The organism is Candidatus Acidiferrales bacterium, from assembly GCA_036514995.1.
Classification (GTDB): domain Bacteria; phylum Acidobacteriota; class Terriglobia; order Acidiferrales; family DATBWB01; genus DATBWB01.
Window position 1 is genome coordinate 1 of sequence record DATBWB010000141.1, and the last position, 23,711, is coordinate 23,711.

The following is a 23,711-nucleotide window of genomic DNA, read 5'->3' on the forward strand; positions in this document are numbered from 1 at the left end:
TGCAAGTTCGGTGTGACTGCTGTCACTCCGCGGCAAAACATGGCACCGCTGTAGGCGGGGCGCGGTTTGGGATCAAGAAAAACCGGGACGCGGCGCTCCTGGCAGAGAGCCAGCAACCCGCCGAGCAGCGAAGGGGTAAGCAATCCCTTGCCGTAGTCCGAGAGCACCACGACTTCAAGCCGGGATAATTCTTTCCGCAAGCTGCGCAGCAGGCGCGCCTCGATTTTCCGGGGCACGACCTCGCGTGTTTCCCAGTCGGCACGGACAATCTGCTGGTGTTGCGCCATCACCCGCAGCTTGACGGTGGTGGGCCGGCCCTCGACGGCGACGATCCCTCTGGTTTCAACCCCTAGCGCGCGCAAACCCTTCACGATTTCTCGCCCGGCTTCATCCCTGCCGACGACGCCAAGGCAAAGGGGCTGGCCGCCGAGCGCGGAAATATTGGCGGCAACGTTGCCCGCGCCGCCGGGATGAGTCTTGGTGCTGTGGTGATCGATTTCCACCACCGGCACGGGCGCTTCCGGCGAAAGACGAGTTGCGCCACCAAAGAGAAAACGATCCAGCATCAGGTCGCCCAGGACCGCGACCCGCCGGCCACGAAAGTCCCGCACAATCCTCTCGAATCGCTTGCTCGAAATATTCATGACCACCGCTTATCAAAAAGGTCGAAGAGTCAAAGAGTCGAAGAGACCTTCGACTCTGCGTCTCTTCATCCCATCTCTGCCCGATGGAGACAGAGCTCAGGCGGACTCGATCTTGGCTTCGTCCACCAGCATCACCGGAATATCGTCTTTAATCGGATAGACGCGGTGGCAGGTACTGCATTTGAGCCCCTGGCTGTCGGGCGTTAGCTTCACGGGAGTCTTGCAGAGCGGGCAGACCAGGATTTCCAACAGCTCTTTGCTGATTGCCATCGTCCAACTCCTCAGAAAGGCAAATGACTTTAGCAAACGCCGGACGGAAAAGACAAGCGCCTGTCCATGCCTGCGCCCGTCAGGGCAAACGCGACAATCGAAGCGTAATCTCGAGGTCGCGGCCGGCACCGGCGGGCACATTCGCATCCCACACCGGCATGACACCTGATCCCTGGTACACGGCGTCAAAGCCCGACTCGGATTGCGAAACCGTCCACGTCGGCGCGATCCAGAGCCGCGCCGCCCCCGAAGCGGAAATCTCCACCTGGAGGCGATCCCACTCGTCCACGGCCCCGATCCAATCGGGGCTCGCCGTTTCGCCGCACCATGCCAGCGGCTCCTGCCGGCTCCCGGACAAGAGCCAGTAGCGGTCCGGCGAATTGGCCGCCAGCAGATTCACAATCAGCTCGACGCCCAAAGCTCCTTCGAGTGCTTGCTCGGAATGGTTGTGTATTCCCAGCCGGCAGGTGAGGGCAAACTCTTTGCTGTTTTCAGCCCAGGAAAAAACTTTGGCAAGCTCAAGGCCCCTCTGCTCCTGGCCCTTCCAAACGAAATGAACGGAGTGAGCGCCCGCGTCGGCGACGCTCCAGGCGCCCTTCGCCGGATCCACCAACTCGCCGAGTTCCAGGGCGACGAAGTCTTCCACTGTCTTGCCCTTCGGAAAGAGATAGCAGCGAAAACTGTGGCGCGGGTAATGGTCGTAGCGGAGGAGACGAAGCAACCTCTCACCCAGCGCATGACCCTGTTCATGAATGGAAGGCAGCCCGGCGTCGGCTCGGGCACGCGCTTCAGGCTTCAACTTATCATGGTAGGCTTCGGGCCGGCGCGTCATCGAGTTGACGATGTTCATGGCTGCGGGATAAAAGCTGAACTCGGCCAGCGTCCCGCCGTCCGAGGGCTTCCAGACCAAAGCGGCATGTTTCGACGCCAGGAAGATCTCCTCCTCCCCGTCAGAATCGAGATCAAATACTTCCGGCGCGTGCTTGGCGCCGCGGACGGCCAGCGATGCTTCCGCCTGCAAGAGCTCCCGCCAGGCCACCGATCGCAGGTGAGGGGCATAAACCCCGCCGAAAATACCGTGCCAGTAGCAATCGTTGCCCTGGGCGCGAAGAAGATGCCGATAGGCTTCGTCCCAGCCCGCCGCGGCCGGGCTGCGCTTGTGGCGGGCGCCGCTCGTGGCCTCCACTCGCCGGGGCGACGAGCCGCGCTCTGCCCGCAACCGCGAAGAGACTTGCAGAACCCGCTTGTGCAGGTGATTCGCCTCCGGATACTTGCTCAGAAAATTGCGCCAGTAGCCTCCCCGCAAGAATCGAGCGAACTCGCCGAGTTTCTCCGACTGGCTCTCCGCCCTCTCCAAAGTCAGCCTGGCCGGCGTGGGCAGCGCCCACTCCATCAACTCGGTGTAGGATGCCGTCGGAAGATAGACTCGACCGAGCGGCGGGCGCGACACGAGGTATTCGCCCAGCGGCATCAGTCGCAGCCAGTCAGAATGGCTCTCGAGCGCACGGAAGAATTCCTCGAGCCAACCGCCCTCATAGCAATGCTTGTAAGTCCCCGGCCAGACCCCGAATTTTTCGCAATCGTCTCCCATGGCCGCCAACCCGCCGGAATGCTTCTCAGCGGATTCGCGCAAAAAAGCGATGCACTGTTCCACCGGCCGAAACGGAATCAAATAGCGCAGGCTCTTCAGCCCGGGCACGATCTTGATCGCCTGGCCTAACTCCTCGGTGACGTAATAGCCGAAACATTGATCCTGGTCCAATCCGGCTGCCAGAAAGTGCATGTCGTCCACAAGCGTATATTGGATGCCTGCCCCGGCAAGGGCAGCCGGAAGCTGAGGCTCCCAAACGCGCTCGGCGAGCCAGGCGCCGGCCGGCTCCACTCCCCAGCGCTCTTTGAGGAAAGCGCTCATGAGGGATAGCTGGGCCTGGCGGTCTTCCGGCGGGATGACCGCAAGAATCGGCTCGTAAAAGCCCCCGCCCACCAACTCCACTTGCTGGCCCTCCACCATCGCTTCCAACCGGCCAAAGAAATCCGGGTGATGCTCCTCGATCCACTCGAGCAGGCAACCGGAATAGTGCAAGGAAATTCGGATGGCCGGATGGCGTGCCAGCATTTCGATAAACGGCAAATAGCAACTCGAGTAGGCATCCTCCATCACATTCTGGAAATTGCCGAAGGGTTGATGCGCGTGGATGAGCAAGGAAAAGGATATGTTGGACAAGGCGAATATTCTCCGTGGCCCGGCGAAATAGGATACCCTGTCCGGCGCTGCCTTTGCCACTCATTCCCTTGGGCGGGTTCACGAGCCGTATGTTATGATTTTTTTTGCGGCGCGTTGACCGCGCCGGCCGAGGTGCTCCTTGCCGGCAAGAATTCTGGATGGAAACCTGATCGGCGAAGCCATTCAGGCTGAGCTTGCCGGGCACATTGCCGAGCTCAAGTCGCATGGGATTGTTCCCGGTCTGGCGGCCGTGCTGGTCGGAGATAACCCGGCATCGCAAATCTACGTCAGGAATAAAATCGCTGCCTGCGAGAAACTGGGGCTCATGAGCGAGCGGTTGACGCCTGAGGCGAGCATCACCACCGACGAGCTGGTCGCCCTCATCGAAGAACTCAACCGGCGCGACGAAGTGGATGGCATCCTCGTGCAGCTTCCCTTGCCTCCGCAGGTGGACGCGAAACGCGTTCTCATGGCGGTTGACCCGGCCAAAGACGTGGACGGTTTTCACCCCATCAACGTGGGTCATCTGGTAGCGCAGCGCCCAGGGCTGGTGCCCTGCACGCCGGCCGGAGTGATCGAGATTCTTCGCCGGAGCCAAGTCCCGATCGAGGGCGCCTCGGCTGCCGTATTGGGCCGAAGCGACATTGTGGGCAAGCCGGTGGCCCTGCTGCTGATGCACGCTCACGCCACCGTCACCATTTGCCACTCGCGTACCCGCAATTTGCCCGGTGTCGTCCGACAAGCCGACATCGTTGTCGCCGCCATGGGGCGCCCCGCCATGGTGACGCCCGAATACGTTCGCCCCGGAGCAACTGTGATCGACGTCGGGATCAACCGGCTGACCGACGCCGCTCAGGTGGAACAGATCTTTTCGCATTTCCCGGAACGCATCGAGGAATTTCGGGCCAGGGGGTCCATCCTCGTCGGCGATGTCCACCCCGACGTGAGGATGGTCGCCGGGGCGATCACGCCCGTGCCCGGCGGGGTAGGCCCGCTGACCATTGCCATGTTGATGTCCAATACCGTCAAGGCGGCACGACTGCGGCGGCTCAAGCGGGCTACTGCTTCGGTTTCCCCTTAACGGGTTGCTATCATGTTGCGTGTCGGCCTTACCGGCGGAATCGGCAGCGGGAAAACGACGGTGGCGCAGTTCATGGCCGAGATGGGTTGCCACATCATTCCTGCCGATCAGTTCGCCCACGCGCTGATGGAGCCTGGCGGCGCGGCCTACGACGAGGTTGTCATCGAATTCGGCAGGCAGATCCTTTTCCCCAACGGCCGCGTGGACCGGAAGCGCCTCGGCGCTATTGTTTTTTCGAACCCCGCGAGGCTCGCTCGTCTCAACCAGATCACTCACCCGCGGGTGACGGCGTTGATTCTTGTGCGTCTAGACGAACTGGAGCAGAGTGAGCCGCTCGCCTCAGGCGGAATTGTCGTGGTCGAGGCGGCGCTGCTCGTCGAAGCCGGCTTCCACCGGTACCTGGATCGGTTGATTGTGATTGACTGCGGGCGGGAAGAACAGATCAAACGGCTGACGGAGCGCAGCCTTTCGCGCGATCAGGCGGAAAGCCGGCTGGCAGCCCAGATGCCACCGGAAGAAAAGCGCCGGTACGCCCACTACGTCATTGATTCGAGCGGTTCCAAAGAGAACACGCGACTCCAGGTCGAGCGCATCGTCAAAGAGCTGCGCTCCCTGGCCCCGATACAATCGGGGCCTGCTCCCCCCGGGCGGAGTGGATCGGAGGAAGCAAGATGAACGCGGAGAGAAGCACGCAACCGAAGCGCGCCCAAAGCGCAACCCTCCGTTTGGCGATTATCCTGGCTCTCGCGGTGATTGCCGCTTATTTGGCCGGCGCGCGTTGGGGCATGCGCCATCCCGAGCCTCATGAAGCTCCGGCAGCAGCCACGGCAGCGAACGTCGAAACGGGGACGACCCCCACGGAAGCGCTCGACATTCGCATCTACAGGCAGGCAAGCCCGGCGGTGGTCAATATCACCAGCCGCATCCTAGAAATGGATTTCTTCTTCAACGTCGTTCCCGTCCAGGGCATCGGCTCCGGCTTCATCATAGATGACCGGGGCCACGTCCTGACGAACTTCCACGTGGTGCAGGGCGCGCGTCAACTCGACGTGGCGCTTTCTGACAAGACTCACTACCCGGCCCGCGTGATCGGCGCGGATCCAGCGAACGATGTTGCCCTCCTCAAGATCGAGCCGAGGGGAAAGAGGCTGCCGACGGTGCCGCTGGGCGACTCCAGCAGGCTACAAGTCGGCCAGCACGTGCTCGCCATAGGCAATCCTTTCGGGTTGCAGGGCACGCTCACCGCCGGCGTGGTCAGCGCCCTTGGCCGAACCATTCGCGCCGAAGAAGGTCGGCTCATCGAAGACTTGATCCAGACGGACGCCTCGATCAACCACGGCAATTCGGGCGGCCCGTTGCTCAATACGCGCGGAGAAGTCGTCGGCATCAACTCGGCGATGTTTACCCCGTCTGGCCAGGGCGGCAGCGTGGGAATCAATTTCGCCATTCCGATTAACACCGCCAAGCAAATCACCGAGGAACTGCTCACCACCGGCCATATCCGCAGGGCCTGGCTCGGCATCGCCAGCCGAGATGTGGACAGCTACCTTGCCTATTCCCTGAACTTGCCTGTCAACGAAGGTATTTTTGTGGCTCGAATAGGCCCGGGAAGCCCGGCCGATCGCGCCGGGCTCGAGCGAGGAGACATCATCGTGGCGGTGGACGAACGAGCCGTCGCTTCGCGCGATGACCTGAACGCTATCCTGGCCAAGAAGCGCCCCGGTGACCGCGTGAGCATCACCGTCTATCGCGGCCGCCGTCAGTTGAAAATTCCGATCCTGTTGGGCGAGCGCCCGGAATAGCTATCCGACTTCGATCTTCTCTTTCCAGGCAGCCCGCTCCTCCGGACTGGCCCCAAACCACCGCTCACCCATCTCACGCATGCGGTCGAGCATGGCCTGCATTTCTTGATGTTTGGCGCGGGCGGTGGCTTCGTCCGCGTCGCGTGGCACGTAAATCGCCGGCGCCATGAAGATGACGGCGCGGCTGAAGGGACACGGAATCTGAAGAAGGTCCCAGCTCTTCCGGAAGGTGTATGCCCGTTCGAGGGCAATGTGGAAACAAAAGATAGCCTGTCCGCTGCGGCGCGCCAGTATGACCGGTCCGGGCTTGGCGACAAAGCGCGGGCCGCGCGGGCCATCAATGGTAAACGCCACGTTGCCGCCGCGGAGAAGATAGTGATCCATTTCCGCCAGCGCCCTCAGCCCGCCGCGAGAACTCGACCCGCGCGCCGCGCCGTAGCCATGCCCGCGAATAATGCGCGCGATATATTCCCCGTCGAAGTTTTGGCTGGTCATGACCACAATGCCGCGCTTGCGCCAGAACCACGTCGCCGAAAAGATGCACCGGTGCCAGAACGTATAGATGGCGCGGCGGCCGGAAGAGAAAATCGCTTCCCAGTTCTTTTGCCCTACCACCTCCCAGCGCAAGCTCCGGCCAATCAGCCCGATCAGCCCGTAGCCGAGCCGGGCGATGACAGCAATCTGCACGCGCTGGCCGAGCGTGAAAGGCTTGGGCGACTCTTCATAAAAGATGTTCTCTTCAGCGGAGCCGGCAGCCAGCGTGGGTGGATTTTCTGATGGCATTTTAGGCACGGGGCGAGTATATAGCACACGATAGCTTCAGCCCAAGAATCGAACCGCCATGCCAGCGCGACCCGCAAAGAGAATCGGTGGGAGAGCCCTTCTTGCCTTCCTTTTGCTCTTGGGGGGTTGGGCCCCGGCTCGGGGCCAGGAAGGCATCGGGCAGCTCGAAGGGGAAGATTTCACGGTCCGGGGCCAAGTAAGCCTCGCCAGCGTGGATGGCCGCACGGTGGCGCTTCTTGCCAGCGGAAACGAACTCAACGTGCGACGGGACGCGGCACTACTGCATCTGTTCGAAGGCGGCGAGATTACCTTCTGCGGGCCGATGACTGTTTCCCTTCTCAAGAGCTCTTCGGGATTGACGCTGGCTTTTGGCGCCGGTCAGTTGTATTTGCGCCTCCCCCGGCCGATTCTGGTGAACCTGTACACGCCGCAATTCGTCATCGGGCTGATGGAAAGTCCGGGAAATGAGCGCGAGGCCGGCCTGGCATTGGACGCGGCCGGAACCCTGAGCGTCAAAGCGGTGCGCGGTTCGGTAACCTTGCGGGAGCAACTTGGCGCTGGCGCTCTGCTCGTGCCGGAAGGGGCGGAATGGCAAGTCAAGAATGGCCGCCTCGAGGCGGCCGATGCTGCGCCCGGAGCTTGCACCTGCTTGCCATCAGCGATGGCCAAGCGCCGGGGCGAGACGGGCGTCGAAAGCGTTGCGGCAAAACCGTCGGATACGGTTCGAACTTTGCTGGGCGCTTCAACGACAACTTCCCAGGAACAGGGCAAGGATAGTCCGCCGCCCGGCGGGCCGGCTGCTCCTTCAGCGCTCGCCGGCGCCCCAAAAGAGACTCCGAAAAGAGAGCCGCCTCCCCCCGCGTGGCAGGTGATTATGCCGCCGCTTGTGTACATGCCGGAGACGCCTGCCTCGCCCGAATCGGGCGCGGTGAAGCCTTCGACCGAGGACATTTTCCCGTTCGCTGAAGCGCTGGCGATGGCAAAGGAACTTCGGCTGCAGCCGGCCATGTTTGTCGGTCAGGTCATCGCCGTGCCGCTTCCTGAAACGCACCGGCAAAGGGCCGGGTCTCCCGGGGCTTCGCGCGCCGATGGCGAAAACAAAGAAGCGAAGAGAGGCCGGGGGGTTGGCGCGAAAATCAAAAGCTTCTTCCGCCGGCTATTCGTTGGTTCTCGTTCCTGAGGTCTCTGGTTCTCTCATGAAGGGTTCCCATTTCCTGGCCCTCGCGGGGCTCGTTCTCTGTCTGGCAGCCGGCGCTCCGCGACTCTTCGCCCAAGCACCCCTCTACAAGCCACCGGAATTTGTGACCTCTCAATACGTCGAATTTCAGTACAGCCGCGAAATCTTTAATACCTTCCTGTTGCTCAATGCCATCGGGTACGACGAGGAAACGAATCGCGCCGGCATGCATCCGGTGCGGCAGCAGGCACGGGCGCTGGGCGCCGAGGTGATGGAGCGGTATCCCGACTTTCGCAAGAAAGCGGGGCGCTTTTACCGGGAAAACGGCCGCCGGCTCCAACTCTGGCAATTTGCCAACTACGCCTTTTCCACCACCGGCTATCCGGAATACATGATGACGGCGCGGACGCAGGAACTCCGCGACCGGTTGCCGTTCCTGGGGGAGCGCTCCTCCCTGGGAACGTTCGCTGACCTGCTGCGGGAGTTTGCTCAGATTGCGCCCGTCGAGCAGTGGTACCGCCAGTTTGCTCCGCAACACGAAGAGGTCATTGCCGCCGATCGCCTTGCTGCCCGCGAGCAGATTGCCCGCCTCTTTGACTATTTCAAACCGGCCACGCCGCCGGAACGATTACCTCACCGCATCGTCGTCCTGCCGACCCTGCTCTCGGCCTATGACCGCAGCTTTTCCTTTGAAGTGGAGGGCACGATCTACGTCGTCGAGGGGCCGCAAAAGGAGTGGCGATACAATCCCCACGAACTCCTGCACGCCCTGGTCAACCCGCTCACGCAAGCGGCTGCCTCCCGCCCTTTCCTCGAAGCGGCTGAACCGATCTATCGCGCTGCCCCGGAGGAAGTCAGCCGGCAATATCGAAACGTCGAGCAGTTCGTCGAGGAATGCCTGGTGAAAGCGCTGGCCCTTCACTACGCCATCCCGGCCAACTCCAACCTCGCCGAGGCTGCGGAGAGAATCCGGCTGGGAGAATACCGCCTGGGCTACATTCTCGAGCTCGCCTTCTTCGAAGGCATGGCCGCCTACCCAAAAAGCGGAAAATCTCTCGCTGAGTTCTACCTCGGGTTGTTGCAGTCGGTGGATTTGAGCAAAGCACTCAGAAACTGGGAGGAGTATCAGGCGCTGCTCCGCCAGACCGGCCAGACCGGCCCCTAGTGCCGTTCCAACTATTTGGGGCCATTTTCAGCAAGTCACACGGCATGCTTTATTGATCATACAGGATCGAGATGTATAAGCTCATCAAGTTGGAACGGCACTAGCCGGAATTCGTGACTACATCCCTTCGTAGTTCGGCCCGCCGCCGCCTTCGGGCGGAACCCAGTTGATAATCTCGTAGGGGTCCATGATGTCGCAGGTCTTGCAGTGGACGCAGTTGGAGGCGTTGACCTTCAGGCGCTTTCCTGAGGAATCCTCCGTCATTTCATAGACCGCTGCCGGACAGAAATACTGGCACGGGTTGCCGTATTCCACCGTGCAGCGATGATTGCAGATGTTGTAGTCGGCGATGACCAGGTGGCAGGGTTGTTCCTCCTCGTGGCGCGTGCCGGAATAATAGACATTCGTGAGCTTGTCGAAAGTAAGCTTGCCATCGGGCTTGATCCGCTCGAGAGGCTTGATGCCGGCGCTGCCCAGCTTTTTCATGCGCTCGTGGCCGGGACGGGATGGATAGCGCGACCACATGCCCCGGCCGCCGGTAACCTGTTGCAGGCCGGCGTGGATCAAGCCGAGCCATAATCCATGGGCGAAGGCCTGATGGAAGTTCCGCACTTTCCACAGTTCCTCGCGGATCCAGCTCTGCTCGACGCGTTGTTCGAAGGCTGAAAGTGTTTTAGTCGAATAGTCGTTGGCGATGAGCGCGTCGAGAATTGTCTCAGCCGCCAGCATGCCGCTCTTGATCGCCATGTGAATGCCCTTCAATCTTTGCGAATCGAGAAAGCCGGCGCTATCGCCGATGATGAGGGCGCCGTCCACGCGCGGCCGGGGCATGGCGAACCAGCCGCCTTCAGGAATCGTCTTCGCGCCATAACGAATCAGTTTGCCGCCTTCAATAATCCGGCGGACAAAAGGGTGGAGCTTGAAGCGCTGGAAGGCGTCGTGGGGGTCGTAATAGGGGTTGGCATATTCGAGCCCGGAGACGAGCCCGATGGAAACGCGATTGTCGCCGAGGCCGTAGATCCACCCGCCGCCGTAGAGCTCGCTCGGCACCGGCCAGCCCATCGTATGCATCACGGCGCCGGTTCCGACCCGCCCGTCGGGCACTTCCCAGATTTCCTTCAAGCCGAGGGCGTAAAGCTGGGGGTTGCGGCCCTCGTCGAGCGAGTATTTGTCCACCAAGTGCTTGGTCAGGGAGCCGCGCGGGCCTTCCGCCAGCACCGTGACCTTGGCAAAGAGGTTGTAGCCGGGCGTGAAGTTCTCCTTCGGTTTGCCCTCGCGGTCGAGCCCCTTGTCTTCCGTTTGCACGCCCACCACGCGGCCATCCTCGTACAAAAGCCGGCTGCCGGCAAAGCCGGTGAAAAGATTCACCCCTTCCTTTTCTGCCAACCCGCCCAGCCATCTCGTCAGGCGATGGAGCGAAACAATGTAGTTGCCGTGATTGCGAAGAGGAGGCGGCGTGATGGGTAATTTCCAGGCGCGCTTCGGCGTCAAAAAATAGGCGGCATCCCGGGTGACGGGCGATTCGAGCGGCGCGCCTGCCTTCTCGAAATCGGGCACCAGCTCAGCCAAGCCGCGGGGATCCATGACCGCGCCGGAAAGAGCGTGCGCGCCCAACTCCCGCCCCTTCTCCAGGAGGTAGATATTTTCCTGAGAGATTTTCGAACCGCGGACCTCGCCGCGGGCGATGCGCTCATTGTGCTGCTTGATCAGCCGGGCGAGATGCAGCGCGCAAGCCAGCCCCGCCGGCCCGCCGCCCACGATCACTACGTCGGCTTCGAGAGATTCGCGTTCGACCTCGTTGTGAGCTGGTCGTTCCATGGCCACACGGCTATCCTAGCAGAACCCTGGTCTGCCGCATCCTTGCAAAACGTAGGCGGGGTTTCCTGCCCCTGAATGCTAGCTGGTCTGCATTTTTCAAACTAACGCAGCTTCTGAAATTCTTCGAGGGAGATACCTAATTGGCGAAGGATCTTGAAGAATAGCGGTGGCCCAATTTCGCGTCCACCATGGAGGGGGATCGTTACCGCGCGGCCGTCAGGGTGGTTCCAACGCTCGTGACTGCCGGTCTGTCGTGTTCTCGTAAAACCGAGTTGGAGTGCCACCTTTTGGAATTCGCGTGCGGTGGCACTAGGCATGAATGATTTCGGTAGTATCCGCCGGAAGGGGAATGCCCTTTTCGCGATACTCCTCCGCGATCATCTCGAATACCTTGGCCAGCTCAGCAAGCGCCTCTTCTCGGGTCGGCATCAGGGCATAGCAGCCGGAAATGGCAGGAATCTCCGCTACCCACGACCCATCTTCCTGCCGATATAGAACCGTCTTGTAATCTTGATCCGTCACAGGCTTTTCTCCAGCCAGCAAATGCATTCTAGCATATTTGGGCGTCTGCCCTGTCCTCGCGAGGCGAAGGTGGAGATTATCCTCCGGCCACGCTAGCTGGCCCACGGGCAGAAGCCCATGGGCCGAACGTGAGCACAGTTCTCTCTGTTCAGCGCAGCGGCTTCCGCCGCTTGGCCCGCCCCGGCGGGCACAATAAGTTGGGGCGACACTAGCCGCAGCACTCCAAACCTTATCATTTGTGAGATGAGTTCTATGCCTTGGCCTTTTGAATTTCTTCGGTGAGGGCGGGGACGATTTCGAAGAGATCGCCGACGATGCCATAGTCAGCCACCTCGAAGATGGGGGCGTTCGGGTCTTTGTTGATGGCCACGATAGTGCGCGAACCTTTCATGCCCACCACGTGCTGGATGGCGCCGGAAATGCCCAGCGCGAGATAGAGCTTGGGCGCGACGGTCTGGCCGGAGCTGCCGATTTGCCGATCGAGCGGCAACCAGCCTTCATCACAGATCGGCCGGGAGGCAGCCACCTCGCCGCCAAGAAGCTCCGCCAGTTTCTGAACAAGGGGAAGATTTTCCGCTGCTTTGATGCCGCGACCGACGGCAACGATCACCTCCGCCTGGCTCAGGTCCACCGCCTGCTTTGCCTCCTGGAAAAGCTCGAGCGGCCTAGTCCGAATCTGGCTCGCATCGAGGGAAACAGAAAGGCTCCGAACCGACGCCTTGCCCGTCCCACCGGCCAATTGGTCCACCCGGAAGGCGCCCGCCTGAAACGTGGCGAAATAGGGTGGATCGCCGGCAAAGGTGACATCCGCGTTCGTTTTGCCTTGGAACATCTGGCGGACAAACACCAATTGATTGCCATCCTTGCGGTAACCGATGCAGTCCCCGATCACTCCCCGGCCAGTCGAGGTGGCCAGCTTGGGAAGGAACTCCCGCACCTGGTAGGTATGCGGCATCAGGACGAGATAGGGCGAGGTCTGCTGGAGAACCTGCTGCAACGCGAGCGTGTACCCGTCAGGAGTGTAGTCGGCAAGCAGATCGTGCTCAACGAGCAATACCTCATCGAGCTTCTTGCCAGCAAATTCTTCCGCGATCCCGCCCACGCCTTTGCCCATCACCGCCACGCCGAGCTTCCGGCCAACCGCTGCCGCCAATTGCTGCGCGGCCACGAGCGTCTCCCAGCTCACTTTGTTCAGGTTCCCCTGCCGCTGCTCAGCTACTACCAGAATTCCATCTGCCATCAAATCACCCTCGCCTCATGCTTCAGTTTTTCGACCAACCGTGCCGCCGCTTCCCTGGCTGACCCTTGGATCATTTCGGTCTTCTTGGACTTTGTCGGGACGTAGATGCGTTCCACTTTTTGCGTGGCCGTCAAGCGCACGCCGAGGTCAGCGCGTGAAAGGGTCAGAATCTCTTTCTTTTTCGCGGCCATAATCCCCTTGAGGGTCGCGTAGCGCGGCTTGTTGATGCCGGACTGAATCGTGAGCAAGGCTGGCATCGGCAGCTCAACCCACTGGAACCATCCACCCTCCAGTTCGCGCTTCAGCTTGATGCCCCCTGCCCCGCCGGAGGGGCCGGCGAGCACTTCTATCTGCTTGATGATCGTCGCGTGGGGCAACCCGAGAAGTTCCGCCAGGATGACCCCGACCTGAGCAAAGCCGTGATCGTCCGATTGCAGCCCGGTCAGCACGAGGTCGCACTTTCCCCGCGTGACGGCTGCGGCCAGTTCCACCGCCATGCCAAGCGGGTCTAGTTGATAAAACTGGTCGTCAAGCACATGGATGCCCCGGTCGGCGCCCTTGGCGAGCGCCTCTTTAATCGTTTGCTTGACCCGCTCCGGCCCGAGAGAGATGACAGTGAGTTCCCCGCTGAACTTTTCTTTGAGCCGCAGACCCTCTTCCAGGGCAAAGGTGTCGGGCTCATTCGTTTCAAAGCTGATATCCGCCTCTTTGATCCAGACGCTCGACTGGTCCAGCCGCAGTGGCGCATCCTTGGCCGGTACCTGCTTCATGCACACGATAATGTTCAAGGGTTCCTCCGGGGTGCGGGTCAGAAAAGGTCAGTGTCCCCAGCCTCCTGACAGGTCGGGATCGGGAGGACTATTCCGGGTAACGCCGGAACAGCAAGGCGGCGTTGGTGCCGCCGAAGCCAAACGAATTCGAAAGAGCGTAGCGAACCTCTGCCTTGCGCGAGTGGTTCGGCACGTAGTCCAGATCGCAAGCGGGGTCAGGGTGGGTCAGGTTGATCGTCGGCGGCAACATCTGATCGCGGATGGCCAGCACGGTGATCCCCGCCTCGAGGCCCCCGGCCCCGCCCAGCAGATGCCCGGTCATGGATTTGGTCGAGCTGACGGCCAGCTTGCGGGCGTGGTCGCCAAAGGTGCGCTTGAGCGCCAGCGTCTCCAGCGCGTCGCCGATCGGGGTTGAGGTCCCGTGAGCATTGACGTAGTCCACCTGGTCAGGCGCGATGTTCGCGTCTTCGATGGCCGCCCTCATGACCCGTACTGCGCCGCCGGCATCTTCGCACGGCTGAGTGATGTGAAAGGCGTCGCCGGACATGCCGTAGCCGACGATTTCCGCCAGAATCTTCGCGCCCCGGCGTTCCGCATATCCCAGCTCTTCGAGGATCAGCATTCCGGCGCCTTCTCCGACCACAAAGCCGTCGCGCTCCTGGTCGAAGGGCCGGCTGGCATGTTCCGGGTCGTGGTTGCGCGTGGACAGCGCTCGCATGGCGGCAAAGCCGCCGACACCCATGGGAGTGATGGCGGCTTCCGTGCCGCCGCAGATCATGGCGTCGGCATCGCCATGCGCGATCAAGCGGTAGGAATCGCCCACGGCATGAGCGCTGGCCGAGCAGGCCGTCGCCGTCGCTGAGTTCGGTCCGCGCGCCCCCGCGCGAATGGAAACAAAGCCGGCCGCCAGATTGACAATGGTTGCCGGAATGAAAAAGGGAGAAATGCGCCCCGGCCCGCCTTCGAGCAGCTTCGAGTGCTCGCGCTCAATGACGTCAAACCCGCCGATCCCGGAACCGATGTAAACGCCCACGCGCGGCGAAAGCTCCGGCGTGATTTTCAAGCAGGCGGCCTCAAGCGCCCAGTCGGTGGCAGCGATGGCAAACTGGATGAAGAGGCCCATCTTCTTCAGTTCCTTTTTCTCGATGAACTGAAGGGGGTCGAAATTCTTCACCTCGCCGGCTATCCGGCAATCGAAGTTCGCCGCGTCAAAATGAGTGATGGGAGCAATCCCGCTCTTGCCGGCCAGCAAGTTCTGCCAGACCGTCTCCGTTCCGTTCCCCACCGCCGAGAGCAAACCTAATCCGGTAACGACAACCCTGCGCGCCAAGATCTCCCCCTACCTTTCCTTGGAATGGCTCTTGACGTACGCGATGGCGTCTTTCACCGTGGTCATTTTCTCAGCGTCCTCGTCGGGGATTTCGATCTTGAAGGCTTCCTCGAAGGCCATCACCAGCTCCACCGTGTCCAGCGAATCGGCGCCCAGGTCATCCACAAAGGAAGCGTTGTCGGTGACCTCCTCTTCGGCAACTCCCAGTTGCTCGACGATAATTTGCTTCACTCGTTCTTCCGTTGTCGTTGACGCCATTCTGCGTTCCTCCTTATTCCGAGCGGCCACACATTCTAATCAGCGTGCCCGCGAATAGCAAGATAGCCTCAAGTTTTGCGAAAAACAGAATCGATCGTAGTCCAAGGCAGGCGGGCTGGCTTGCCGGATGCGTTCAGGCGAGATACAGCCCGCCATTGATGTCCAGCACGTGACCGGTGATGTAGCGCGCTTCTTCCGATGCGAGAAACAAAACGCCGTAGGCAATTTCCCGGTCCGAACCCATCCGGCCCAGCGGAATGCGCGCGATCAAATCCGCCTTGGCCTTTTCCGGCAACCCCGCGGTCATGGGCGTCACGATAAATCCGGGAGCGATGGCGTTCACGGTGATGTGGCGAGAAGCCACTTCAACGGCCAGGGCTCTGGTAAGGCCGATCAGACCCGCTTTGGCGGAAATGTAATTCGCCTGGCCGGGGTTGCCGGTCTGGGCGACGACCGAAGTGATGTTGATGATGCGGCCCCATTGCTGCCGGAGCATGCCCCGCAGGGCCTGTTGCGCGCAAAGATAAGCGCCCGTCAGGTTTGTCTGGAGGACCGCATCCCAGTCCTCTCGTTTCATGCGCAAGGCAAGTTGATCGCGCGCGATGCCGGCATTGTTCACCAGGATATCGACCCGGCCAAATCTTTCTGTCGCCCGGGCAAAAGCCGCCTTGATCTCCTCCTCGCTGGCTACATCCATCTTGACGGCCAGCGCTTCCCCGCCCGCCGATTGAATCCTGGCCGCCAATGCGTTCAGCTTTTCGACCTGCCTCGAAGCGGCAACGATCTTGGCGCCTGCTTCCGCCAGCACCTCAGCCGTGGCGCAGCCGATTCCCTGGGAAGCGCCGGTGATGAAAGCGACTTTTTCGCCGAGCGCGAACATTCTCCGAGCCTAGTGCCGTTCCAACTTGATGAGCCTATAGATCTCGATCCTGTATGATCAAAGCATGCCGTGTGACTTGCGGAAAATGGCCCCAAATAGTTGGAACGGCACTAGCTCCTCCCCCGCGGGGTAAATCGCGAATCGGGAAGGGGGCAAAACGTCCCGCCTCGCCATCCCAGGTCATTCTTCGGCATTCTCCCTTCACCCCTCACGATTCACTCCTCGGCCGCGTGCGCCAGCTTTTCGAGCGTGGCGAGCAAACTCTTCTCGTCCTCCACGTTGTAGGCGGCCACCGAGCGATCGATTTGGCGCAGGAGTCCGCTCAGGACTTTGCCCGGCCCCACCTCGACAAAGCGGCTGACTCCTCTCTCAATGAGCAACCGGATCGACTCTTCCCAGCGCACCGGCGCCGAGACCTGGCGGATCAGCGCGTCGCGCGCTTCCTCACGCCCTTCGATCACTTCGGCGTCCACATTCGTCACGACAGGAATGGCCATGTCCCCGAAGGCGGTTTGCCGGAGCTCGCCTTCGAGCTGCTGTTGCGCGGGGAGCATCAGCTCGCAGTGAAAAGGAGCGCTGACCGGGAGGAGAACCGCTCGCTTGGCGCTGCGTGTGCTCGCGATCTCAAGAGCGCGTTTCACCGCTGCCGTGTGGCCGGAAATCACGATTTGCTCGGGCGAATTCAAGTTGGCCGGGCAGACCACCTCGCCCTGCGCCGCCTGTTCGCAGATGTCTTCCACCTGCGCCTGAGCCAACCCCAGGATCGCCGCCATGACGCCCTGCCCCACCGGCACCGCCGCCTGCATGAACTGCCCGCGCTTGCGCACCACTCTCACAGCATCGGCTAAGGCGAGGCATCCCGAGGCGACCAGCGCCGAATATTCTCCCAGACTATGCCCGGCCACGTAGTTTGGCCGAACGCCTTTCTCCTCAAGCAGGCGATAGGCGGCAATCGAGCAGGTCAGGATGGCCGGCTGGGTATTGGCGGTGAGTTTGAGTTCTTCCTCCGGTCCTTCAAAGCAAAGCCTGGAGATCGAAAAACCCAACGCCGCATCCGCTTCGTCAAACACGGCGCGCGCCACGGCAAATTTTTCCGCCAGTTCCTTGCCCATGCCAGGGTACTGCGAAGCTTGCCCCGGGAATAGGAACGCCAGTTGGCTCATTTTAGGAGTTTACCGTCCCTGGTGGGATTCAAGTTCTGCTGGTGGTCGCCACGTCCCGGCGCCCTCGGGACGTGCCCGCCAAGCCTTGCTCTATCCTCTCGTTCACCCTTCTTTCGCAAAAGCCGGCAGCCACCCGTACCGCATTCATGATGGCGTTGGCGTTCGACCGGCCGTGGCAAATGATACAGACTCCCTTCAGCCCGAGCAACGGCGCGCCACCATATTCGGAATAATCCACGCGCTTCTTGAAGTTGCTGAACGCCTGTCGGGAGAGCACGTAGCCGACCTTGGCGCTCAGCGTGCTCGAGAGCGCTTCCTTCAGCATACCCCCGAACGCCTCCACCATGCCCTCGCTGATTTTGAGCGCGACGTTGCCGATAAAGCCGTCGCAAACGATTACATCCACCCGGCCGCTGAAGACATCGCGCCCCTCGACATTCCCCACGAAGTTCACCGGCAAATGTTTCATCCGGCTGTGGGTCTCCTTGACCAGTTCGTTGCCCTTCACTTCCTCTTCGCCAATCGAGAGCAGGCCCACTTTCGGGCGAGTCACGTTGAAAATGGAGCGGTAGTAAGCTTCACCCATCACCGCGAATTGTTCCAGGTGTTCCGGTTTGCAATCCACGTTCGCGCCAACGTCCACCATCACTGCCACCGACCCGCGCGAAGTGGGAAAGGGAGCAGCGAGCGCCGGGCGGTCCACCCCGGCCAGAGTGCCGAGCAGGAAACGAGCCACCGTCATGACCGCGCCCGTGTTGCCTGCGCTCACGAACCCGCCGGCCTTACCCTCCCGTACCAACCGGGCGGCCACGTGAATGGAACTGTCGCGTTTCTTGCGAAACGACCGAGCCGCTTCCTCGCCCATGCCGATGACCTCGGCGGCGTGGTGAATTTCAACCGGCAGGCCGCGGTGACTGTGTTTGGCCAGTTCGCGGCGGACCATCTCTTCCTGCCCGACAAGCACCACCCCAATTCCCAACTGCCGCGCCGCCAGCAACGCCCCTTCCACCTCCGTTCGAGGTGCATGGTCGCCTCCCATGGCATCCACCGCGATGGTAATCATACTTTGAGAGTTCAGTGCCGTGTCTGTCCAGCAGCACGGCGCTGGCAGGGGGTCTTTTGGGCCGTTGTACTCTCGATCCACCCGTTCATGAGCTTGGCCTTGCCCCGACCCGTCGGGGTTGGAACGGCACTAACAGAGGAGTTGGGATGGCATCCACCGGCACCGCACGGCGCAGGGTTATGCTCAAGTTCTCGGCGCGGCTACTTCCATCACCTCGCGCTGCTTGTAGAAGCCACAGTGCGGGCAGACGCGGTGCGGGAGTTTCATCTCGTGGCAGTTCGGACACTCCGAGAAAGCAGGCGCAATCAGATGATCGTGAGCGCGCCGTTTGGCTTTCCGCGCCTTGGAATGACGCCGTTTCGGATTAGGCATGAAAACTCCTCGTGCCGTTCCAACCTGCCGCGGCGGGCGCAAAGTATCAAGGTTGTACGGCAAACTATCATCATAATATATGTTGGCTTCTCGAAACACTTACCCTGAAATAATTGGAACGGCACTAGTGTTTCTTGAACCAGTCTTGTTTGATGCGGGCCAGCGAGGCCAGCCGCGGGTCGCCGGATTGGATTTCGCACCGGCAGTGTTCCGCATTGAGGTTGGCGCCGCAGGTCGGGCAAAGGCCCCGGCAGTCAACCCGGCAAATGACTTTCATGGGCAGCGCAAGGATGACCTGCTCGGCCAGCACGTCAGCCAGAAACATTCCCTCGCCGCGATAATAGCCAACTTCACTCTCTTCCTCGTTTACCTCAACCTCTCCTTGTTTGCCAACCGAAGTCACCGGTCGGTAGGTCAGGTCGAAATTCCGGCTGATCTCTTCTTCCACCGGCTCGAGACACCGCGCGCACGCCATTTCCACGCGCGTCGAGAATTGGCCAAAGATGCGAATCGCCTGGCCGTTCAGCTCGGCGGTGCCCCGGACCTCGAGCGGTGCCGACTGCTGGAACTCCTCACTACGGTAGTCGATCGAGCCCGGCGAGTAGCTCTTGCGAATCCGCAGCCTGTTCTTCTCTAACTCTTTGACTTCAATAAACATGGTGTCAAAGGCGAAGGGCTATTATAGCCAGCCCTCGGGGGGTGTCAAGAAAAGCCGGAGCATGGCGCCAATCGAGCATTAATCCTCCGGAACGGGCGGTTTGGGGAAGGCACGTCCAAGACGCCCATGCCGTAGATATCTCGAAACTTCCCAAGATGGATTGCCACCTCCCCCCACAGTTCCACCTACACTCAGCCCAGGTGCCTTGAACGTATGCCGCCGAGCCCGGTGGCACCCGCCACCGGGTCTGGAGGCTCAGGGCACATGCCGGGGCCGAGTGCGGAAAGCCATGTAGTGGCGCAAGGACCCAGGCCCCTACTCGCCGGAACGCTCGGGGTGAACTCGCGGGCTGAGATCTCGCAGAGAGAAAGCATCTCAGTTGCTCGTTCGAGCCTTGGCGGCTGACTGTCGCTGTTGGCGAAGCAAGTAATGGTCGGTCATTCCGGCAAGATAGTCGCACACGACCCGGTGCAAAGGCTCCTGGCGCGTCTTCTCAAAATGCGTTCGCGGCAGATCATCCGGATGAGCCACATAGTGGTCGAAAAGCTGCTCCAGCGCGTCGGCCGCGCGAGCGCGCTCGCCCACCAACTGTTCGTGTAGATAGAGATTGGAATAGAGAAATTTTTTGAGCTCGGCATTCTGTTCCGCCATGGCCGGGCTCAACCCGGCCAGCCGGCGCGCGGCGCGGCGAACGTCTTCGACTGTTTCTACGCCCGCTTCAGCAATCCGCCGCCCTGTGTTTTCGAGCAGGTCGGTCACCAACGCATTGATGGTTTGTCGTAGTCCCTCATTGAAGCGAAGTTTGGCGGGGGCGCGCGCGTATTGCCGCACCGCCTGTTCATAGAAACGGCAAAAGAGGGAGCAACCGGAAAGAACGCTTTCGAGCGTGAGCAGCTTTGCCTCAAATCCGTCGTCCAGGTCGGCGGTGTTATAGGCAATTTCGTCGCAGAGGTCGATCAACTGAGCTTCGAGCGGCGGCCGCTCGTCCAAGGAATACTCGGCCAGTTCCGCAAATTCTTCCGCGTCATAATCCCGGGAATGTTTGATGATCCCTTCACGCACTTCAAAGGTCAGGTTGAGTCCGGGAAAATCGGGGTAGCGCTGCTCGAAATTCTCCACAATGCGGAGGGCGTGGAGGTTGTGGTCAAAGCGATCGTTGAATTTCCTCATGATCTCATCCAACCGCTGCTCGCCAGCGTGACCAAAAGGCGGGTGGCCAATATCGTGAACGAGCGCCAGCGCCTCCACCAGGTCGGCGTTCAGGCCGAGAGCGCCGGCTACCGTGCGGCTGATCTGCGCCACCTCCAGTGTGTGGGTAAGCCGGTTGCGAAAATGGTCGGAATAGCGCGTGGTAAAGACCTGGGTCTTGGCCTCAAGCCTGCGGAAGGCGCGGGCATGGATGATGCGGTCGCGGTCCCGCTGATAATCATTGCGGTAAGGATGGGGCGGTTCCGGATAACGCCGGCCGCGCGACCGAGCCAGACTCATCGCATAGCTCGAAAGACCTTGGCTGGGCAGCATGAGGCTGTCATTCTAGGCCAACTGACCGGAAGGGAAAATAGAAAAGAGAAAAGAGAGACCCGCCTCCCATCCGCTTTCCGTTTTTCGATTTTCGATTTTCGAGTTTCTTTCTTCCGGAGACTGGCTACTGCTTCAATTCGTCCAACCGCTCTTTGGCGGTGTCCGCCAAAGGCGAGGTCGGGAACTGGTTGCGGACTTGCTCATAGAGCTTGATGGCCTCAGCCGGATTTTTCTGGCGAAGCTGGTCCGCCAGGGTCATCTCGGCAGCCGCTTTCGAAACCGAAAAGGTGGGGTTTTGAATGATCTGGCGAAGAAGTTTCTCGGAATCGCTCCACTTGCCGGAGCGTTGGTAGAGCTGTGCCATTTGAAACTTGGCCAGGCTGGAGATTTCGCGATCGTCCGAGGCGGCCAGCTCTTCGAGCGTCCGGCTCGCCGCCTCCGCCTGACCGAGCTGGATCTGGCTCAGCGCCGAATAGTAGCGAGCGACGCGGGCCGCGCGGGTACGGGGATATTTCTGAACCAGGTCGCCGAACTCCTTCAGGGCCGATTGATACTTGATGGAGTCGGAAGCGAACGTGATCTCGTCCGGCTCGGCCGCTGGCTCGGCCGGCTGCCGGAGGCGAGCGTGGAAGGTCTGCATGGCTTTGCCAAGCGCGGTCTCCGCACGGATGGACTGCCGCTCCGCGTAAAGCCGGTAGCCGAACACTGCAATCAAGACAGCCACGACGATCCCGGCAGCGATGGCTATCGTCCGGCCGTGCCCCCGCAGATAGCCGGTCGCTTCCGCAACCGATTCGACAAATTCGTCGTGTTTCAGCTCCTGCCGCGAGATGCGCGCCACTGCCTGCTCCTCCGGCTCCAAGACAACCGAGAGATACTAACAATTCTCGCCGCAGGGTGTCAAAGACACCCCGGTACCACCCGGACGGCCTGAAGAACCGCCCAACCTGCTTGACGCCGCTGGTATTCTGGAACCGTGATCCGAGCCACCTTGCTTGCCGCCTGGTGCGCGTGGCAGCTTGCCGTTCCGGCAGCAGCACCAGCGACGACACCGCCCCACCCTGAGATTGTACTGCCTCCGCTGCTGGTGGCTGGGAAATGGGCGACGTTGGCCGTGGTAGCCGGCGATGGCCGGCTACTATCCGGAGCGACGGTCGAGCTATCCGATGGGAGGAAAGTGCGCACCGATGAGACGGGGCGGGCTGTTTTTCTGGCGCCCGCCGGGCCGGGGCTGCTGACGGCCACTCTTGCGCCGATCGAATCGGGGCTTGCCGGAACTCCCTCGGTGGCGAGCCTCGAAGGAATCGGGGCGAGCGCTCCGGTGGTCGCTGACCTTCTCGATCCGCTTACCCCTTTCCACGTAGATCGCGTGCCGCTCACGTTCGCCCGGAAGGAATTGGTGCCGCTGGTCGGGTTCGGCTTTGGCGGCCGAGCCGATCAAAACCGGGCGTGGTTGGGGAACGAGCCGGCACTGGTCTTGGCCGCCTCGCCGCTGGCGATCGTCTTCGCCCCGGCACCCAGCACTCCTCCCGGCCCGTTGCCGCTCATCCTTCAGTCCGGCGATCACCGCGTGGAAGCCGGTCGAGCCACGGTGGTGGAGTTGAGTCTGGCGGCCTACGCCGACACACTCAAGACGGGACAGAAAAACTACGTCTATGTGATGGTTCGGGGCACCGAGGATTCTGTGGCACTGGTGGTACGCAATCTCAACCCCGAGGCAGTCCAATGGATGGGCGGTGAGGAGCTATTCATCCGGAGCACGGGTGGACCCACGAACAGCGGTGTCGTCGAGGTCGCTGCCAAAGCAAGTGGCGAGTTTCGCCTGGCGGCATGGGTCATCCCGCCACCGTCGGCAACTCCTCTGGCCTCGCGCCTCCGGGAGTTGCTGCTTGCCGCACGAGGCCACGCCGATTCTGATCTCGTTCGAAGATTGAGTCGTTTGCTGCTCCAATTGGACAAACAGCCGCAACAGCCGGAAAAAATTCGCGGCGACCTGGTCAAACTGGCGCGTCGCGCCTCGGCCGCCCGCATCGGGCACCCCGAAATTCGACTTTATCTCGATGCAGCAATTCAGATTCTGCCTGGCCGGTAGGTCTATATCTTGTAGCGGCGTTTAGGCCGGCACGCCTGGCTGCCGCATGGGAATGCCCGCCTGGACAGTCCGTGTGAAAACTCGCGTGGCTCGTCAGGGGCAGGGCGCTAGAACCGGGAGGCACCCAGCACCAAGCACTCGACCCCGGGCGCCGAGCCCCCAGGCACCTGCCTGGGGGACAAAGAACGAACCCGGTGGCGGGTGCCACCGGGCTCGGCGTGGATGCGTTTTCAGACAAACTCTGCAGGCAGCCGCTGCGCGCAGCCTTACTAGAAATTCAACTTCAACCCAAACTGGAACTGCCGCGGATCGAGCGCTGCAGTAGGCTCGCCGGCGCTGCAGGTCCCAGCGACGGGATTGCACAACGGGCTCACGTCGCCGACGTTGAAACGGTTGAACAGGTTGAACATATCGGTGATGAACTCAAGGTTCAGCTTCTCGCCAAAGTAGAACTTGCGCGAAACGCGCAGGTCCCACTGGAAGAAGTTGGGCCGCACAAAGGCGTTTCGCCCCAGGTTGCCCGTGCAGCCGAAGCCGAACGGGGTCGTCACCCCCGGCACCGCCACGTCGCACACCGTGGGGGGGACAAAGTTAACGCCGGGGATGAACGGCGACGATACCCCGCCAGAAGAAGCCACCGACGGCCGGTCCGTGTTCGACCCGAAGTCCAAGCTTAGGTCCGTGCCGGTGAGGACGCTGAAGGGCCTGCCTGAAGCCACCTCGATGATTGGGGCGACGATGAAGTCAGCCAGAAACTTGCGGTGCCAGCCCTCGTCGGTGCGCTTGAAGGGGCTTTCGAACACCGCGCTCGTCACCCAGCGGTGCCGCTGATCAAACGTGGAGTTGCTCCGCTCCAGGTCCGGCCGGCGGTTATCCTG

24 protein-coding genes are annotated in these 23,711 nt (G+C 61.3%); 6 read left to right on the forward strand and 18 right to left on the reverse strand.

Annotation, left to right across the window (positions count from 1 at the left end):
• From VIH17_09635 to VIH17_09645, 3 genes are all read right to left on the reverse strand, one after another.
• A partial coding sequence (locus VIH17_09635) for a PfkB family carbohydrate kinase (protein ID HEY4683493.1) occupies positions 1-644 on the reverse strand: 644 nt, incomplete at its 3' end.
• 96 nt (positions 645-740) lie between these two features.
• Positions 741-914 (reverse strand): Trm112 family protein, encoded by a 174-nt coding sequence (locus VIH17_09640; GenBank protein ID HEY4683494.1) that lies wholly within the window; start codon positions 912-914, stop codon positions 741-743.
• Positions 915-993: 79 nt separating this feature from the next.
• Positions 994-3,138, reverse strand: a complete 2,145-nt coding sequence (locus VIH17_09645) for an alpha-amylase/4-alpha-glucanotransferase domain-containing protein (protein HEY4683495.1) — start codon at positions 3,136-3,138, stop codon at positions 994-996.
• 139 nt (positions 3,139-3,277) lie between these two features.
• Here VIH17_09645 and VIH17_09650 point away from each other — a divergent pair, with 139 nt between their 5' ends.
• From VIH17_09650 to VIH17_09660, 3 genes are read left to right on the forward strand one after another with little or no spacing between them, the layout of a single operon-like run.
• On the forward strand, positions 3,278-4,219 hold the full coding sequence (locus VIH17_09650) for a bifunctional 5,10-methylenetetrahydrofolate dehydrogenase/5,10-methenyltetrahydrofolate cyclohydrolase (GenBank protein ID HEY4683496.1): 942 nt from the start codon (positions 3,278-3,280) through the stop codon (positions 4,217-4,219).
• A 12-nt stretch (positions 4,220-4,231) separates the two neighbouring features.
• Positions 4,232-4,894: a dephospho-CoA kinase gene (coaE, locus tag VIH17_09655; GenBank protein ID HEY4683497.1), complete on the forward strand. Its 663-nt coding sequence runs from the start codon at positions 4,232-4,234 to the stop codon at positions 4,892-4,894.
• Complete coding sequence (locus VIH17_09660) at positions 4,891-6,021, forward strand: trypsin-like peptidase domain-containing protein (protein HEY4683498.1); 1,131 nt, start codon at positions 4,891-4,893, stop codon at positions 6,019-6,021. Before coaE ends, VIH17_09660 begins: the two co-directional genes overlap by 4 nt.
• On the opposite strand, the gene VIH17_09665 is transcribed toward VIH17_09660, so the two are convergent.
• On the reverse strand, positions 6,022-6,804 hold the full coding sequence (locus tag VIH17_09665; GenBank protein HEY4683499.1) for a lysophospholipid acyltransferase family protein: 783 nt from the start codon (positions 6,802-6,804) through the stop codon (positions 6,022-6,024). It lies immediately after the preceding gene.
• A gap of 58 nt (positions 6,805-6,862) precedes the next feature.
• Between VIH17_09665 and VIH17_09670 the strand changes: the two genes are divergently transcribed.
• Both VIH17_09670 and VIH17_09675 read left to right on the forward strand, forming a co-directional pair.
• The gene (locus VIH17_09670; protein ID HEY4683500.1) at positions 6,863-7,984 is read left to right on the forward strand and encodes a hypothetical protein; all 1,122 of its coding nucleotides are present in this window, start codon (positions 6,863-6,865) and stop codon (positions 7,982-7,984) included.
• Positions 7,985-8,000: 16 nt separating this feature from the next.
• Positions 8,001-9,146 (forward strand): hypothetical protein, encoded by a 1,146-nt coding sequence (locus VIH17_09675; GenBank protein ID HEY4683501.1) that lies wholly within the window; start codon positions 8,001-8,003, stop codon positions 9,144-9,146.
• A 117-nt stretch (positions 9,147-9,263) separates the two neighbouring features.
• Here the strand turns inward: VIH17_09675 and VIH17_09680 are convergent, their stop codons facing one another.
• The 13 genes from VIH17_09680 to VIH17_09740 form a co-directional block, all read right to left on the reverse strand.
• Positions 9,264-10,964, reverse strand: a complete 1,701-nt coding sequence (locus tag VIH17_09680; GenBank protein HEY4683502.1) for an electron transfer flavoprotein-ubiquinone oxidoreductase — start codon at positions 10,962-10,964, stop codon at positions 9,264-9,266.
• Between the two features lie 309 nt (positions 10,965-11,273).
• Positions 11,274-11,486: a type II toxin-antitoxin system HicB family antitoxin gene (locus VIH17_09685; protein ID HEY4683503.1), complete on the reverse strand. Its 213-nt coding sequence runs from the start codon at positions 11,484-11,486 to the stop codon at positions 11,274-11,276.
• Between the two features lie 250 nt (positions 11,487-11,736).
• The gene (locus VIH17_09690; protein HEY4683504.1) at positions 11,737-12,726 is read right to left on the reverse strand and encodes an electron transfer flavoprotein subunit alpha/FixB family protein; all 990 of its coding nucleotides are present in this window, start codon (positions 12,724-12,726) and stop codon (positions 11,737-11,739) included.
• On the reverse strand, positions 12,726-13,514 hold the full coding sequence (locus VIH17_09695) for an electron transfer flavoprotein subunit beta/FixA family protein (protein HEY4683505.1): 789 nt from the start codon (positions 13,512-13,514) through the stop codon (positions 12,726-12,728). Before VIH17_09695 ends, VIH17_09690 begins: the two co-directional genes overlap by 1 nt.
• A 70-nt stretch (positions 13,515-13,584) precedes the next feature.
• Positions 13,585-14,826, reverse strand: a complete 1,242-nt coding sequence (gene fabF / locus VIH17_09700) for a beta-ketoacyl-ACP synthase II (protein ID HEY4683506.1) — start codon at positions 14,824-14,826, stop codon at positions 13,585-13,587.
• 9 nt (positions 14,827-14,835) lie between these two features.
• Complete coding sequence (gene acpP, locus VIH17_09705; protein HEY4683507.1) at positions 14,836-15,084, reverse strand: acyl carrier protein; 249 nt, start codon at positions 15,082-15,084, stop codon at positions 14,836-14,838.
• Between the two features lie 133 nt (positions 15,085-15,217).
• Positions 15,218-15,964 carry a 3-oxoacyl-[acyl-carrier-protein] reductase gene (fabG, locus tag VIH17_09710; protein ID HEY4683508.1) on the reverse strand — a complete coding sequence of 249 codons (747 nt, stop codon included), beginning with the start codon at positions 15,962-15,964 and terminating at the stop codon, positions 15,218-15,220.
• Between the two features lie 215 nt (positions 15,965-16,179).
• Entirely contained in the window at positions 16,180-17,127 is a 948-nt protein-coding gene (gene fabD, locus VIH17_09715; GenBank protein HEY4683509.1) for an ACP S-malonyltransferase, read from the reverse strand.
• 28 nt (positions 17,128-17,155) lie between these two features.
• The gene (plsX, locus tag VIH17_09720) at positions 17,156-18,190 is read right to left on the reverse strand and encodes a phosphate acyltransferase PlsX (GenBank protein HEY4683510.1); all 1,035 of its coding nucleotides are present in this window, start codon (positions 18,188-18,190) and stop codon (positions 17,156-17,158) included.
• 183 nt (positions 18,191-18,373) lie between these two features.
• Positions 18,374-18,562 (reverse strand): 50S ribosomal protein L32, encoded by a 189-nt coding sequence (rpmF, locus tag VIH17_09725; GenBank protein ID HEY4683511.1) that lies wholly within the window; start codon positions 18,560-18,562, stop codon positions 18,374-18,376.
• Between the two features lie 124 nt (positions 18,563-18,686).
• Positions 18,687-19,220, reverse strand: coding sequence for a DUF177 domain-containing protein (locus VIH17_09730; protein ID HEY4683512.1), 534 nt, complete (start codon positions 19,218-19,220; stop codon positions 18,687-18,689).
• Positions 19,221-19,595: 375 nt separating this feature from the next.
• Positions 19,596-20,741, reverse strand: a complete 1,146-nt coding sequence (locus VIH17_09735; GenBank protein ID HEY4683513.1) for a deoxyguanosinetriphosphate triphosphohydrolase — start codon at positions 20,739-20,741, stop codon at positions 19,596-19,598.
• Positions 20,742-20,865: 124 nt separating this feature from the next.
• Entirely contained in the window at positions 20,866-21,582 is a 717-nt protein-coding gene (locus tag VIH17_09740) for a tetratricopeptide repeat protein (GenBank protein HEY4683514.1), read from the reverse strand.
• A gap of 135 nt (positions 21,583-21,717) precedes the next feature.
• Here VIH17_09740 and VIH17_09745 point away from each other — a divergent pair, with 135 nt between their 5' ends.
• Positions 21,718-22,833, forward strand: coding sequence for a hypothetical protein (locus tag VIH17_09745; GenBank protein HEY4683515.1), 1,116 nt, complete (start codon positions 21,718-21,720; stop codon positions 22,831-22,833).
• Positions 22,834-23,102: 269 nt separating this feature from the next.
• On the opposite strand, the gene VIH17_09750 is transcribed toward VIH17_09745, so the two are convergent.
• Positions 23,103-23,711, reverse strand: a 609-nt coding sequence (locus tag VIH17_09750) for a hypothetical protein (protein ID HEY4683516.1), incomplete at its 5' end; no start/stop codon positions are given.

Bases quoted from the DNA above. Each gene is read 5' to 3' on its own strand.
- VIH17_09660 (HEY4683498.1), top strand. From the start codon at position 4,891: ATGAACGCGGAGAGAAGCACGCAACCGAAGCGCGCCCAAAGCGCAACC.
- acpP (HEY4683507.1), bottom strand. From the start codon at position 15,084: ATGGCGTCAACGACAACGGAAGAACGAGTGAAGCAAATTATCGTCGAG.
- coaE (HEY4683497.1), top strand. From the start codon at position 4,232: ATGTTGCGTGTCGGCCTTACCGGCGGAATCGGCAGCGGGAAAACGACG.
- VIH17_09730 (HEY4683512.1), bottom strand. From the start codon at position 19,220: ATGTTTATTGAAGTCAAAGAGTTAGAGAAGAACAGGCTGCGGATTCGC.
- VIH17_09675 (HEY4683501.1), top strand. From the start codon at position 8,001: ATGAAGGGTTCCCATTTCCTGGCCCTCGCGGGGCTCGTTCTCTGTCTG.
- VIH17_09670 (HEY4683500.1), top strand. From the start codon at position 6,863: ATGCCAGCGCGACCCGCAAAGAGAATCGGTGGGAGAGCCCTTCTTGCC.
- rpmF (HEY4683511.1), bottom strand. From the start codon at position 18,562: ATGCCTAATCCGAAACGGCGTCATTCCAAGGCGCGGAAAGCCAAACGG.
- VIH17_09690 (HEY4683504.1), bottom strand. From the start codon at position 12,726: ATGGCAGATGGAATTCTGGTAGTAGCTGAGCAGCGGCAGGGGAACCTG.
- VIH17_09735 (HEY4683513.1), bottom strand. From the start codon at position 20,741: ATGCTGCCCAGCCAAGGTCTTTCGAGCTATGCGATGAGTCTGGCTCGG.
- fabD (HEY4683509.1), bottom strand. From the start codon at position 17,127: ATGAGCCAACTGGCGTTCCTATTCCCGGGGCAAGCTTCGCAGTACCCT.
- plsX (HEY4683510.1), bottom strand. From the start codon at position 18,190: ATGATTACCATCGCGGTGGATGCCATGGGAGGCGACCATGCACCTCGA.
- VIH17_09680 (HEY4683502.1), bottom strand. From the start codon at position 10,964: ATGGAACGACCAGCTCACAACGAGGTCGAACGCGAATCTCTCGAAGCC.
- fabG (HEY4683508.1), bottom strand. From the start codon at position 15,964: ATGTTCGCGCTCGGCGAAAAAGTCGCTTTCATCACCGGCGCTTCCCAG.
- VIH17_09665 (HEY4683499.1), bottom strand. From the start codon at position 6,804: ATGCCATCAGAAAATCCACCCACGCTGGCTGCCGGCTCCGCTGAAGAG.
- VIH17_09640 (HEY4683494.1), bottom strand. From the start codon at position 914: ATGGCAATCAGCAAAGAGCTGTTGGAAATCCTGGTCTGCCCGCTCTGC.